Source organism: Planomonospora sp. ID67723, from assembly GCF_015711605.1.
In the GTDB taxonomy this organism is placed as follows: domain Bacteria; phylum Actinomycetota; class Actinomycetes; order Streptosporangiales; family Streptosporangiaceae; genus Planomonospora_A.
Genome location: NZ_JABTEZ010000002.1, coordinates 954,461 through 968,270, shown reverse-complemented (window position 1 = coordinate 968,270; position 13,810 = coordinate 954,461). Strand labels below are relative to the sequence as shown.

Sequence of the window (13,810 nt, the reverse complement as noted above, 5' to 3'; positions counted from 1 at the left end):
CCGCCGATGGCGCCGGGGAGACCAGAGAACGCGAGGTGGCGAAGTGGCGGCAGAGGACGCGCCGACTCTCCAGTCTGCTGCGACGGAGCTCACCGGCCTGGTGCCGGAGGGGCGGCTGGGCCGCGGTGCGCACACCGCCGTCCAGGTGATGCGCCGCGGCGACCGGCGTTATGCGGTCAAACGGCAGTGCGACGCCGCCGACGAGGCCGCCGTCCTGCTCGCCTTCCGGCGGGAGGCGGCGTTACTGGCCAGCGTCGACCATCCCGGCATCGTGCGGGCCTGCGCCACCGGGTTCTACGACGGCCGTGCCGCGCTCGTCACCGAACTGGTGTCCGGCCGCCCGCTCGCCGACCTGCTCGTCGACGGCCCGCTGTCCGAGTCCCGCACCGTCAGGCTCGGGGCCGAGCTGGCCGGGGCGCTCGCCGCGGCCCACCGCGCCGGTCTGGTGCACCGCGACATCAAGCCGCAGAACATCGTCGTCCCCGACGGAGGGCCGGCCGTCCTCGTCGACTTCGGGCTGGCGGCGAGGGGCGGTGAGCCGGGAGCCGAGCACACCGCGGTCGGCACGTTCGCCTACACCGCGCCCGAACAGAGCGGCACGCTGAAGCAGCCGGTGGACGGCCGTTCGGACCTGTACTCCCTGGGCGTCGTGCTGTTCGAGTGCCTGACCGGGCAGCCGCCGTTCTCGGCGGCGAGCGTTGGCGAACTGCTGCGCCTGCACACCGTCGCCACCGCCCCGGATGTCCGGTCCCTGCGGCCGGAGATCAGCCCGGGACTCGCCGCCGTCGTCGCACGGTTGCTGGCCAAGGACCCGGACGACCGGTTCCGGGACGCGCGGGACCTGCTCCAGGCCCTGTACCACTGCGCCGGGGACACCGTCTCCGAGCCGCCGCCGGCCGAGCTTCCCCTGGTGGGGCGGGACCGCGAGCTGGCCGCCCTGGCCTCCCGGCTGCGGGCCGCCCAGGCGGGTGCGGGCGGGATGGTGCTGGTGCGCGGACCGGCCGGCGCGGGCCGCAGCCGCCTCGTGGCCGAGATGTGCGAGCTCCCCGCCGGAGACAGGCTGGTGCTGCACGCCCGCTGCACACCGGACGTCGAGGCCCCGATGTCCACGGCCCGGGCCGCGGCGGAACGGTATCTGGCCCACGTGGACGGGCTCGTTCCCGCCGAGCGGGACACCGCCCGGGCCCGGCTGCGCCGCGCCGCCGGAACCGCCGGGGCCGCCCTGGTGCGGACGGCCTTTCCCGCCTTCTCCGAGCTGCTGGGCGACGTACCGCAGAGCCCCTCCGACGGCCGTGACGAGCCGCTGGCCGCCGCGGTCGCGGTCTTCCTCGCCGAACTGGCCCGGCAGCACGGCGGCGGCCTCGTCGTGCTGGACGACGCACACTGGCTCGACACGGCCGGTCACCGGGTGCTGGCCGCGCTCGCCGCCCATCTGGCGCGGACTCCCCTGCTGGTGGTCCTGACCGCTCCTGACGGGGCGGACCTGGCGGCGCTGAGGGCCGCCTGCGGGACCGCGCTGGACACCACGGTGGCGATCTCCCCTCTCACCGAGCCGGAAGTGGCCGCTCTGGCGGCGTCCCGGCTGCCTGGAGCCGCCGTCTCCGCCGAGCTGGCCGCCCACGTGGCCGCACGCAGCGGCGGCCTGCCGCTCGCCGCGGTCGAGTACCTGCGGGACCTGACCGACCGCGGGCTGCTGGCGCCGCACTGGGGCGGCTGGCAGTTCGACGCGGACCGGCTGCACGAGACGCCGACCGGTGACGGCCGGGAGCCGGTGGTGACGCGGCTGGACGGGCTCGCCCCGCAGCACCGCGCCGCGCTGGCCGTCGCGGCGGTGGTCGGCGTCCGGTTCCGGTTCGATGTCGTCACCGCCGCGAGCGGGATGCCCGCGGAGGCGGTCGCCGCGGCCGTCGGTGCCGCGTTGGAGCGTCGCCTGATCGGGAACGGGCAGGGCGGGCGGTACACGTTCGTCCACCCCGCGCTGCGCGACGCGCTCCTGGCCGACCTCGACATCGGTGAGGCCGGACGGCTGCACCGGCGGATCGCCGAGGCGCTGGAGGCACTGGCCCCGGAGGCGCGTGACGTCCCGCACGCGTACGCCGTGGCGTACCACTACGCACGCGGCGGGCCGGACGTCGGCCCCGAGACGATCTACCACAGCGCGGTGGCCGCCGGCCGCCAGGCCCTCACCGACCGGGCGCCGGCCGACGCCGTCGAGCACCTGGAGCGGGCCCGCGAAGCCGCCTCCCGCGCCGGGCTCACCCTGCCGACCGGCGTCATCCACGCGCTGGCCCGCGGGTACCTGCGCACCGGCCGATTCGACGACGCCCGCGTGCAGCTCCACGCCGCCTTGGCCGCCGAGGCCGAACCGACCGCCCGGGCCGAGCTCTGGAGCACCATCGCCGAGCTGGAGCACGCGGCCTTCGCGGGCGCGGCCGCGATCCAGGCGACCACCCGTGCCCTGGCCGAGCTGGGCCATCCGCTTCCACGGCGCCGGGCGGCGCTGCTGCCGTCCACGCTGGGCGGCGGGATCCTTGCCGCGCTCATCCGCCGGACCGGCATCGGCTCCGGCGGTGTGCGTGAGCAGGACCGGGCCGACGTTGAGCGCCGGGCGGCGCTGCTGCACGGCGCCGCGTACGGCGCCGCGACGATCCAGTGGCTCGGCCGCTCCATGATGTTCACACTGCAGTCGCTGTACCTGGTGAACCGGCTGGGCCCGGGCCCGGCCTACGCGCGGGCCTACGGCATCCTCGGCTACCTGCTGAGCCTGGTGAAACTGCGGCGGTCGGGACGGCGCTGCGCCGATCTGGCGGCCGAGGCCGCCCGCGCCGTCGCGGATCCGGCCCTGACCGCCTACGTCGACTGGTTGCGCGGCATGTCGGAGTACGTCTCGGGCGCCAACGACGGCCGGGACTGGGAGCAGTCGATCCACCGCCACGCGCGCTGGCTCGATCCGCCGCAGTTCCTGATGAGCTACGGCTGGATCGGCATCCGCCAGCTGCTGCGCGGCTACGTCGACAAGTCCCACGCGGCGTACCGGCGGGGCCTGTCGCTGCTGCCGTCCGGCGCGGCCATGTACACCACCGACTACTTCTCGCTGCTCGGCGTGATGACCGCCGCCCTGCAGGGACGACCCGCCGAGGCGGCGCGGACGCTCGCCGCGATCCGCGAGGCCGTGACCGCAGACACCGTTCCCGAGCAGCGTGCCAACATCGTGGTCGCACAGATGTGCGCCCTCGTGGAGCAGGGCGAGTTCGGAGCGCCGTTCGAGGCGGCGATCGCGGAGTTCGAGGCGCTGAACCTGTCCAGGGCCAGGACCGCCCTGTTCCACCACTGGTTCTACGTGTTCAAGGCGGTGGGAAGGCTGGCCCAGTGTCGCCTGGCCGACGCCGCCGACCGCCCGGCCCGGCTGGCCGCCGTACGGCAGGCGGTGCGCGAGCTGGGGCGCGTCACCCGCACACCGCTGATCAAGGCTGTCCACCAGCTGACCAGGGCGGCTCTCCTGGAGCAGTCCGGCCGGCCGGAGGCCGCGATCAGGCTGGCGGAGCGCACCCAGCGCCGGTCCTGGCCGCTGGACGCCCCGGTGATCGGTTTCGACGTGGCACGGGTCCAGGCCCGCGCCCTGCGCCGCCTCGGCCACGACGCCGAGGCCGAGCGGCAGGCGCGCTACGCCTTCCAGCTCGCCGAGACCTACGGCTGGGAACACCGCGCCCGCGCGGTGCGGGCGGAGTTCGGGATCGACGTGGCGGGCACCGGCCGGTGGTACGCGCACGCCGATCCGGGGACCGGAACCGCGACCGCGACCCCGACCGGCGACCCACGCAGCAACCGGCGGCTGGAGGCGCTGCAGCAGGTCAGTGCGGCCGCGGCGACGGTGCTCGATCCCGACGAGCTGGCCCGGGTCGCGCTCGACGAGACGCTGCGCATCCTCGGCGCCGAACGGGCCCTGCTGTTCATGGTGGACGACGACGGCGAGCTGCGCCGTTTCTCCGGGCGCGACGCCGCCGGCGACGACCTGGACGTGGTGACCGACTACGGCTCCACGCTGATCGATCGGGTGCGCGAGACCGGGCAGGCCGTGGTCGTCACCGGCACCGAGCAGGGCGCGGCGCTCGGCTCCCAGAGCGCGGTGGCGCACGGGCTGCGGAGCATCATCGTCGCCCCCGTCCTGCTCAAGGGCCGGCTGACCGGAGTGGTCTACCTGGACAGCAGGCTGGCGCGGGGCATCTTCACCGAGGCCGACGCCGGCGTGCTCACCGCCGTGGTGAGCCATGTCGCGGTGGCGCTCGAGACCGCGCGTGCCGCCCAGCTGGACGCGGTGGTGCGCACCGCACGCCGGCAGCAGGAGGTGGCGGAGCTGCTGCGCACCAGCCTCGCCGAGCTGAGCGCACTGCTCGACCCGGGCCAGGTCCTCGACCGGCTCTTCCGCACGCTGGCCGAGCAGTCCGGTGCGGCGGGCGGCTGCCTGCTGCGAGCCGACGCCGACCTGTTCACCGTGGTCGCGGTGAGCGGCGCCGTCGGCGACGACCGTCTCGGCGCGCAGCTCGGCCTGACCGGCGCTCAGGCCTCGGCCGCCGGGCTCGCCGCCGCGGTGAAGGGCGGCGTGCCGACGGTGGGAACGGTGCCGGACGGGCTGGACGGGCTGGTGGGAACGGCGCCGGCCGCTCTCACCGTCCCGCTGGTGGCCCGGGACCAGCTGATCGGCGTGGTGGTCCTGGTCGGCTCCGGATTCGACGACGCCTGCCGCGAGGTGGCCGCCGCCCTGTCCAGCCAGGGCGTCAGCGCCTACGAGAACGCCCGGCTGTTCACCCAGGTGCAGGAGCTGGCGACCACCGACGGGCTCACCGGGGTGGCCAACCGGCGGCACTTCCACGGCCTGGCGGAGACGCTCGTCAACGTCGCGCGGCGCAACCGGCGGGAGCTCACCGCGATCATGCTGGACATCGACCACTTCAAGCAGGTCAACGACACCTACGGGCACGGCGCCGGTGACGACGTCATCCGGGAGGTCGCCCGCAGGCTCGGCGCCAGCGTCCGCGACTCCGACGTCCTGGGCCGGTACGGCGGCGAGGAGTTCGCGGCGATCCTGCCCGAGCACCAGGGAGAGGAACCTCTGGTGGCCGAGCGGATGCGCGCCGCGATCGCCTCCAAGCCGATCCCCACCCGGGCGGGACCGGTCAAGGTGACGATCAGTGTCGGCGTGGCCGAGCTGGGCCCCGCCGACGACAGGCTGGACACCCTGCTGGCCCGCGCCGACCACGCCCTGTACCGGGCGAAGGAGTCCGGCCGCAACCGGGTCGTCCTGGCCTGAGGGGTCGCGGAGGCTCGGCGCCGGATGACGTCGCCGGCCCCGCGGAGGCCCCGCGGTCAGCGACGGCGCAGGAGGGCCAGGAACATCGCGTCGGTGCCGTGGCGGTGCGGCCAGAACTGGGCGTACGGCCCGTCGCCCAGCGCCTCGACCTCCGGGAGGTAGGCACGGGCGTCGAGGGTCTCGGCGTCGTCGCGGCCGCGCAGGACGTCACCGACCACGGTCACGGTCTCGGCCAGGTGGGGCGAGCAGGTGACGTAGGCGACCACCCCGCCGGGCCGGGCTGCGTCGAGCGCACAGGAGAGCAGGCCGCGCTGGAGCGCGGCCAGCTCGGGCAGGCTGCGGGGGTCCCGGCGCCAGCGCGACTCCGGGCGGCGGCGCAGGGCGCCCAGGCCGGTGCAGGGGGCGTCCACCATCACGCGGTCGAAGACTCCCGGCCGCCAGGCCGGGGCCGTGCCGTCGGCGGCGACCACGGCGGCCTCCCGGGTGGTCTGCCAGACCAGGCGGGCGCGGTGGTGCTGCAGCTCGGCGGCGAGCAGACGGGCCCCGCCGGGGAAGGGCACCGGGCGGGCGGCGCCGAGGAGGCCGCCGTCCTCGGCGGACGCCTCCAGGCCGGCCTCGTCTCCGTGGGTGGCCAGGGCGTCGAGAAGGCCCGCCTTGCCGCCGGGTCCGGCGCACATGTCGAGCCAGCGGGTGTCGCCGCCGTCCACCGGGACGCGGGTGAGGGCGAGGGCGACGAGCTGGCTGGCCTCGTCCTGTACGGCGGCGCGGGACTCCGCCACCGCCCGGATGGCTCCGGGGTCGCCTTCGGGGAGATGGGCGGCGTACGGGGAGAACCCGGCCGGCTGGGCGCCGGCCGCGAGGAGCTCCTGCACCGAGGCGCGGCCGGGCCGGGCCACCAGGGTGACCCGGGGGCGCTCGTTGTCGGCGGCCAGCAGGGCGGCCGTCTCACCGTCGTCCCCGCCGACGGCGTCGCGGAGCGCGGTGACGATCCACCGGGGGTGGCTGTGCGCCACGGCCAGGTGACCGACCGGGTCGCCGGCCGGATCCGGGGCGACGATCGGGATCCACTGCTCCAGCGAGCGGGTGGCGACCTTTCGGAGCACCGCGTTGGCGTACTTCGACGGCCCGACGCCCACCCGCAACCGGACCAGGTCGACGGTCGTGCCGACGGCGGCGTGCGGGGGGATGCGGGTCCTGAGCAGCTGGTGCACACCCAGACGGATCGCGTCCAGCAGCGGCGGGTCCAGGTCCTCCGGGGCCCGGTCGCTGCAGGCGGCGATGATCTCGTCGTAGGTGCCCAGCCCGCGCAGAGTGCCGTAGGCCAGCTCGGTGGCCAGCCCCGCGTCGCGTCCCGACAGACCGCGCTCGCGCAGCAGCACGGGCATCAGCAGGTTGGCGTAGGCGTCGCGCTCGTCGACGGCGCGCAGCAGGTCGTAGGCGGTGTTGCGGGCCTCGTCGTGGACCGGCCGGGGCGGGCGCCCGGCCCGGCCCCGGTCGCGTCCGCCGGAACCCCGGCCGCCGGCGGCACCCGGTCCCTGGCCTCCCCGGCGTCCCCGGTCCTGGCCTCCCCGGCCGCCGGACCCGCCGCGTGCGCGGCCGCCACCGTCGCGGCTCCCGCCGCCGTTCCCCCGATCGCTCATGATCTGTCAGCCCAGCCGATCCTCGTCGGTGGGCCGCACACCGCGTGCCCACTCCCCTGCGCCCATCAGGCGCTTGCCCTGCGGCTGGACCTCGCCCAGCTCGACCGGGTGCGTGGCCGTGCCGACCAGGACGGAGTTCTTCGACACCGACATCTCGCCCGGGGTGAGGGCGGGGGCGTCGGGCGCGGGCCGTACCGGGCCCAGCTTGACGCGCTGGCCGCGGAACTCGGTCCACGCGCCGGGCGCGGGCGTGCAGGCGCGCACCAGGCGGTCCACCCGCATGGCGGGCGCGGACCAGTCGACCCTGGCGTCATCGACATTGATCTTCGGGGCGAGGCTCACCCCGTCGGGCGGCTGCGGCCTGGCCTCCAGCGTGCCGTCCTCGATCCCGTCGAGGGTGGCCGCCAGCAGCCCGGCTCCCGACTCGGCCAGCCGGGCCAGCAACTCCCCGCTGGTGTCGGAGGGCCTGATCTCCTCGGTGACCACACCGTAGACCGGCCCTGCGTCGAGCTCCTTGACGATCTGGAAGGTGGCCGCGCCGGTGATCTCGTCCCCGTGCAGTACGGCGTGCTGCACGGGGGCGGCGCCGCGCCACGCGGGCAGCAGCGAGAAGTGCAGGTTGATCCAGCCGTGGCGGGGGATGTCCAGTGCCGCCTGCGGCAGCAGGGCGCCGTAGGCCACGACCGGGCAGGCGTCCGGGCCGATCTCCCGCAGCCGCTCCAGGAACGCGGGGTCGCCGGCCTTCTCCGGCCGGAGGACCTCGATGCCCGCCTCCTCGGCGAGTTCGGCGACGGGACTGGGGTGGACCTTGCGGCCCCGCCCCGACGGGGCGTCCGGGCGGGTGACGACGGCGACGACGTCATGGCGTGGCGAGTCGAGCAGGGCACGCAGCGAGGGCAGGGCGGTGTCCGGGGTTCCGGCGAAGACCAGGCGCAAGGTTCCTACAGAGCCTTCCCGTGGGTGGCGTGCGGGGAGAACTTGAACGTGGGCGCCGACAGCCCGCTCCACTCGGCCTGGCGGATCTCCTTCATGGCGAGCTTGCGCTGCGCGGAGTCCATCCGGTCGATGAACAGGATGCCGTCCAGGTGGTCGGTCTCGTGCTGGAAGCAGCGGGCCATGAGGTCGGTGCCCTCGAGGGTCACGGGCTCGCCGTGCATGTCGAAGCCCTTGGCCACCGCGCGGATCGCGCGCGGCGTGGGGAAGGACAGGCCGGGGAAGGACAGGCAGCCCTCCTCGCCCTCCTCGTCCCGCTCTTCGGAGAGATCGAGGTTCGGGTTGATCAGATGGCCGAGCTGGTCGTCCACGTAGTAGGTGAAGACCCGCAGGCCGACCCCGATCTGCGGCGCGGCCAGACCCGCTCCGGGCGCGTCCATCATGGTGTCGGTGAGGTCCTTGACGAGCTTGCGCAGCTCCTTGTCGAAGTCCTTCACCGGCTCGGCCGGGGTGCGCAGCACCGGATCGCCGAAAAGACGGATTGACTGAATGGCCAACGGGGCTCCTTCCAGAGAATCATCCCAGTTTACGGGCCTGGCGGGAGCGGGCCTTCATGGCCGCCTTGCGCGCGGCCTTGGCCACGGCGGTGTCGGCGTGGTGCGCGCCGAGCATGTCCAGCACGGCGATCCGGTCCGGGTGGTCGATCAGGGCCATCTCCTCGACCATGCGGACCAGGTCCTCGCCCGGCTCGAGCTCGTCGAACTCGCCCAGCTCCTCGGGGGCCGTGCCGAGATGGATCAGCGAGGCGAGCGTGTCGACCGCGAGCCAGGTGTTGTCGGCGGCGGTGAGCGCCGGGGCGGGCAGGTCGCGGACGTGCAGCCAGGAGGCGGCGTAGCGCCACATGGCGGGCTCGGAGAGAGCCTCGCGGAAGGGGGCCTCGGCCTCGGGCCCGAGCTCCTCCAGGATCGCGCCCACGGCACCGCGCTGGCCGGCCGTACCGGACGAGGCGACTTTGATCAGTTCGCGGGCGGCGGCCTCGGGGTCGCGGGACTCCAGCCACACGGCGACCGCGCTGTTGGCGGCCGATCCTGTGGTGAGCGCCTCGACGAGCTCGGCCGCGCCGAGACTCGCGAAGACGGCGACCTCGGAGCTGGTGGGCGCGTCGTGCCCCTCCCGCATCAGGTCCTGGCGGACCGCCCAGACGCCCAGCGGGGTCAGCCGGGGCCAGCCCGCCGCCGACGGCTCCACCAGCCCGCAGTAGCCGAGCAGCGCGAGCGCGTCGTCCAGCTCGCCGGGCAGGCGGGCGGCCAGCTCCCGCATCTGCGGGGGGCGCGCCTCGCAGGCCACCTCGTGTGACTGGAGGATGCCCTTGACCAGGGTGGCGTGGGAGATCCCGTCGTTCACGGCGTACATCGTCGCCAGCATCTCGGCGAGGTGCTCGTCCACCACCGCGGATCCGGTCAGGCTCTCGTCCGCCCGGTCCAGGATGTCCATGACCACGCCGTCCCAGAACTCCAGGACCGCCTTCGGGGGCAGCCCTGCGGAGAGGGCCAGCGGCCCGGGCGCGGCGGTGCCCCGGGAGATCCGCAGCATGCCCGTGTTGACCGCGACGACCCAGAGCAGGTGGAGCCGGTCGGGGCCTGCGAGCCCGAGCTCGGCGACGGCCCGGAAGGGGTCGGGCAGCAGGCAGTCGGGAGTGACCTCGCGGGTGCCGGTCCACGCGGCCAGCCGCCGGGCGTCCCGTACCAGCGGGACCTCCAGCACGGCGCGGGCGAGCTCGGCGTCCGGAGCGAGCTCGACCGGCGGGAAGCTCAGCGCCTCGGTGCCGCAACCGGGGCAGTCGCAGCCCTCGCCACCTGGGGCGGCCCCGTCGAGCACGGCCGTGCGCGCCTCGCGCGGCGCGGTTCCCAACTCGTCGACCAGCCTCCGCAACGCACCAAGATCGAAGACGTTGCCGGTGTTCCCGCTCTTTGCCACCCGTGAAACTTACTCCACAGGAGCCCCGCGGATGTACGGCTCAGCCGATGGCGCGGGAACGGGCTTTGAAAGCCGCCTTGCGGGCGGCCTTGGCCACGTTCGGATCCTGCAGGGACCGGCCGAGCAGTTCCAGGACCTCCACGACGTCGGGGTGGTCCACCCGCCACATCTCCTCGATCACGTGAGCCGGGGGTCCCGAGGCCGCCATGTTCTCGGCGAACGCCTCCGGGTCGTCCTCGGCGGCGGGCAGGGCCAGGGCGAGCATGTCCACGCTCATCCAGAGCACCTCGTCCTCGGTGAGGCTCGGGGCCGCCAGCCCGCGTGTCGACAGCCAGTGGATGGCGTGCGGGCGCAGCTCGGCCTCCTCCAGGGCACCGCGGACCGCGGGCTCGGCCTCCGGGCCGAGCCGGTCCACGATCGTCACCGCGATGCCTCTGGCGACCGCGGGCGCGCCGGAGACCGCTCCGAAGAGCTCGGCGGCGGCCCCGGAGGGCGTCCTGCGCTCCAGCCAGCCTTCGATGTCGGCTTCGGCCGCTTCGGGGGGCACTCCGGACAGCAGCCCCTCGATCAGGGCCGGCGCGTCGGCGCCGGCCAGGTCGGGGGCCTCGGGCGCCTCGATGCCCATGCCGAGGTAGAGCTCGCGCAGGCCCCAGACCGCCAGGGGGGTCAGGGCCAGCGCGTCGTCCCTGCGCTCGGCCAGCCCGCAGTAGACCAGCCGCCGCACGGCCTCGTCGAGGTCGAGGTCCTCTTCCTCCTCGAACAGGCCGATCTCCTCCAGGTACTCCGTGACGAGCGAGAGCGAGACCGGCACCTGGAGCCGGTAGAGCATGTCGCACAGGCCGTACAGCTCCCCGTCGAGGACCTCCCAGCCGGTGACCGCGCCGGCCCGGTCGGCACCCCCCTCGACGAGGAGGTCCACCGTGCGGGCCCACGCCTCCAGCGGGCCGGCCTCCCCGTCGAAGGCGGCCGCGCCCTCCGTCTCGACCAGCCCGGCCCGGACCGCCACGTCCCACAGGAAGGCGGGGTCGGCGACGGCGAGCTGGGCTGTCGCCTCGGCGGCGTCGCGCACCCGCAGACGCCCCTTGACGGTCGGGGCGCGGCCGCCGGCCAGCATCCACTGCGCCAGGCGGCGGGCGTCGGTCAGCAGGGGCACCCGCAGCGCGGTCTCGGCCAGCGTGTCGATGGGGGCCAGCCGTACCGGGGGGTAGGGAGTGCATCCGGGGCAGCCGCAGGCCTCCCTGTCCGGCTCACCGCCGGCCGTCGCCGGAAGGCCGTCCTGCTCCAGCGTGTCGGCGCCCATCGCGCTGAACAGGCTCTTCGCCATGCCGAAACGGGAGGTGTCGGCGAGGGCGATCGGCATCTCGGGTTCGACCCGGTCGAGGGTGGCGCGCATGCGGGCGGCCATCTTGCCGCCGATCTCCTCCGTCGCGAGGAGGAAGTCGACGAGGGTCCGCGCGGCGGCGATCGTCTCGGAAGCGCTTTCCGGGGGCGCGATGACCTTGCGGGGATAGATGTTGAGCAGAAGTTCCTCGAAAGTCGCAGGAGTGAAATCTCCCAGCTCGTTCACATCCAGATAATCGCTCGCGTAGTCGCAGAGCAGCCGCACCTCGTCCGCGTCAACATCCAGGCCGCTCGCCCGCCCCCATGCGCGCAGGTCGTCCACGGCCTGGTTCACCCATTCGATCGACACAGGGAGAAATTAACGGCTTACTGTCAGCGCCGCGAATCGGGGAAACAACTCAAATGGCGTCGAGCGGGTCAATGCACACTCTGACCACCTCGTCCGCCTTGCGCGCCGAACGCACTCCGGCCGCCCCCTTCAGAGCCGCCGCGAGCGCCGGTCCCGCCCCCCACGGCACCCGCACCATGGCGCGTTCCCGCACCTGGTCGCCCCTGGACGGCTCGATCGGCACGGGCCCGAGAACCTGCGCCCCCTCCGGCAGCGCCACCTCCCCGAGCATCTCCCTGACCGCCGCCGGGGACCCTGTCAGGGTGGCCATCCTCACCGCCGGGGGGAAACCCAGTTCTGTCCTGTCGGCCAGTTCCCGCTCGGCGTGGGTGACCGGGTCCCATCTCAGCAGCGCCTGCACGGGCAGGAGCGAGGAGTCGGCGAGCACGACGAGCTCGGCCCCCGACCGCAGCAGGGCCGCGGCGTTCATCCACCGGCGCAGCGCCTCCTCCGCGACGCGCAGGTCCGGGCGGCCGAGCAGGGCCCAGCCGTCCAGCAGCACCGCCGCGGCGTACCCGCCCTCGGGAACGGGCTCGGCCCCCGGCGTGGCCACCACGAGCGCCCGGGCGGCGCCGACCGTGGCCAGCACGCCGTCCCGGCCCGAGGTCTTCACCGGGACCGAGGGGAAGGCCCGGCCGAGCTCCTCGGCCGTACGGCGGGCGCCGACCACCCGCGCCCGCATCCGGGCGGCGCCGCAGGCGGGGCAGCGCCACTCCCCCGCGATCCGCCCGCACCAGCGGCAGTACGGCGCCGCGTGGCCGTTGCGCAGCGCGAGCGGCCCCCGGCAGTGCCCGCAGCGGGCCGGGGCCCGGCAGTCCTGGCAGGCCAGCGCGGGCAGGTAACCGCGCCGCGGGACCTGCACCAGCACCGGCCCGCTCTCCAGCCCGGCCCGCAGCACCCGCCAGGCGAGGCTGGGCAGCCGCGCGGCGCGCGCCGCCTGGTCCTTGGCCAGCTCGGCGTCGTCCCCGGCCGGACGGACCCTCGGGGCCCTGGCCCGCACCGTCTGGCGGGCCGCGGTGATCGGGCGGGCCCAGCCGGTGGCGACCAGCCGGGTGGCCTCCGCCGTACGCGCGTATCCGCCGATCAGCAGGCCCGCGCCGCCCTGGTGGGCGCGGAGCGCGAGGACCTCCCGGGCGTGCGGGTACGGCGCCAGCCGCTCGGCGTGCAGATCGTCGCCGTCGTCCCAGACGACCGCCAGCCCGAGCTCCCGGACCGGTGCGAAGGCCGCCGCCCGGGTGCCGACCGCCACCGGGACCTCCCCCCGGGCCACCTTCAGCCACCGCCGGTAGCGCTCGGCGGGTCCCAGGTCCGCGGTGAGCGAGACGTGCCTGCCCGGCCCCAGGACCGCGCTCAGCGCCGCGTCGGCCAGCACCACGTCCTTGCCGTCCGGCACCACCACGAGCGCCCCACGGCCGCCACGCAGCGTCTCGCGCACGGCCACCGCCACCGCCCGTGCCCACTCGGGACCGCCCTCCCCGGCTCCCGGCAGGGCGGTCCACACCGCGCGCGGGGAGCGCCCCCGGGCCAGAGCCGTCAGGAAGGACTCGCCCTCCCGGTAGCCGGCCCACGGCCCGGGCTCCCCTGCCGGCTCGTCCCCGGGCCGGCCGGGACCGTCCTCGCCCTTCCCGTCCTCGCCCCTCCCGGGGTCCTCATCGGCGGCCGGGACCTGCCCGGGGACCGCGCGCTCCTCGGCCTCGACCCTGGCGTGGCGCGGCGGGACCGCCAGGCGCAGGACGTCGGCCATGGTCCCGGCGTAGCGGTCGGCGACGGCGCGGGCGAGCAGTGCGATCTCCGGGGCGAGCACCGGCTCCGGGGAGACGACCCGCTCCAGGCGGGCGAGCTTGCCCTCGTGCTCGCTGGCCTCGGCCCGCTCCAGCAGGAACCCGTCGACGAGCTTGCCGGCGAACCTCACCCGGACCCGGCAGCCGGGGACGGCGTCGGCGTCCATGGGGGCCGGGACGAGATAGTCGAACGGCCGGTCCAGGTGGGGCAGCGGGGTGTCCACCACGACCCTGGCGACCGGCAGCACGGCCGCGGGCTCCGGCACGCCCTTGGCCACCGGGACCCTCCCCGCGGGCGAGGGCCTCTCGCGCACGGCGTCGAGCGGCAGCAGGGCGCCGTCATCTGGGGAGGGGTTCGTGTGTGGCACCCACATGTCCTACCAGATGCCGGCGCGCGCTCTCACCGGCATCCGCGACGACGGGGACGGCGCCGTCCGGCCGC

Annotated in this window: 7 protein-coding genes; 1 reads left to right on the top strand and 6 read right to left on the bottom strand. The window is 75.3% G+C overall.

Annotation, left to right across the window (positions count from 1 at the left end):
• The first annotated feature begins 43 nt into the window (after window positions 1–43).
• Entirely contained in the window at window positions 44–5,308 is a 5,265-nt protein-coding gene (locus tag HS041_RS17030; protein ID WP_196441654.1) for a diguanylate cyclase, read from the top strand.
• Window positions 5,309–5,364: 56 nt separating this feature from the next.
• On the opposite strand, the gene HS041_RS17025 is transcribed toward HS041_RS17030, so the two are convergent.
• From HS041_RS17025 to HS041_RS17000, 6 genes are read right to left on the bottom strand one after another with little or no spacing between them, the layout of a single operon-like run.
• Window positions 5,365–6,948 (bottom strand): RsmB/NOP family class I SAM-dependent RNA methyltransferase, encoded by a 1,584-nt coding sequence (locus tag HS041_RS17025; RefSeq protein ID WP_196441653.1) that lies wholly within the window; start codon window positions 6,946–6,948, stop codon window positions 5,365–5,367.
• Window positions 6,949–6,954: 6 nt separating this feature from the next.
• Window positions 6,955–7,884, bottom strand: coding sequence for a methionyl-tRNA formyltransferase (gene fmt / locus HS041_RS17020; protein ID WP_196441652.1), 930 nt, complete (start codon window positions 7,882–7,884; stop codon window positions 6,955–6,957).
• A 5-nt stretch (window positions 7,885–7,889) separates the two neighbouring features.
• Complete coding sequence (gene def, locus HS041_RS17015; RefSeq protein ID WP_196441651.1) at window positions 7,890–8,438, bottom strand: peptide deformylase; 549 nt, start codon at window positions 8,436–8,438, stop codon at window positions 7,890–7,892.
• A 19-nt stretch (window positions 8,439–8,457) separates the two neighbouring features.
• Window positions 8,458–9,858, bottom strand: a complete 1,401-nt coding sequence (locus HS041_RS17010) for a hypothetical protein (protein ID WP_196441650.1) — start codon at window positions 9,856–9,858, stop codon at window positions 8,458–8,460.
• A 40-nt stretch (window positions 9,859–9,898) separates the two neighbouring features.
• Window positions 9,899–11,548, bottom strand: a complete 1,650-nt coding sequence (locus HS041_RS17005) for a hypothetical protein (RefSeq protein ID WP_307845332.1) — start codon at window positions 11,546–11,548, stop codon at window positions 9,899–9,901.
• Window positions 11,549–11,597: 49 nt separating this feature from the next.
• Window positions 11,598–13,742: a primosomal protein N' gene (locus HS041_RS17000; protein WP_196441649.1), complete on the bottom strand. Its 2,145-nt coding sequence runs from the start codon at window positions 13,740–13,742 to the stop codon at window positions 11,598–11,600.
• Window positions 13,743–13,810: the final 68 nt, after the last annotated feature.

Excerpts from the sequence above, each read along its gene's own strand:
- HS041_RS17000 (WP_196441649.1), bottom strand. The coding sequence starts at position 13,742 with ATGTGGGTGCCACACACGAACCCCTCCCCAGATGACGGCGCCCTGCTG.
- HS041_RS17025 (WP_196441653.1), bottom strand. The coding sequence starts at position 6,948 with ATGAGCGATCGGGGGAACGGCGGCGGGAGCCGCGACGGTGGCGGCCGC.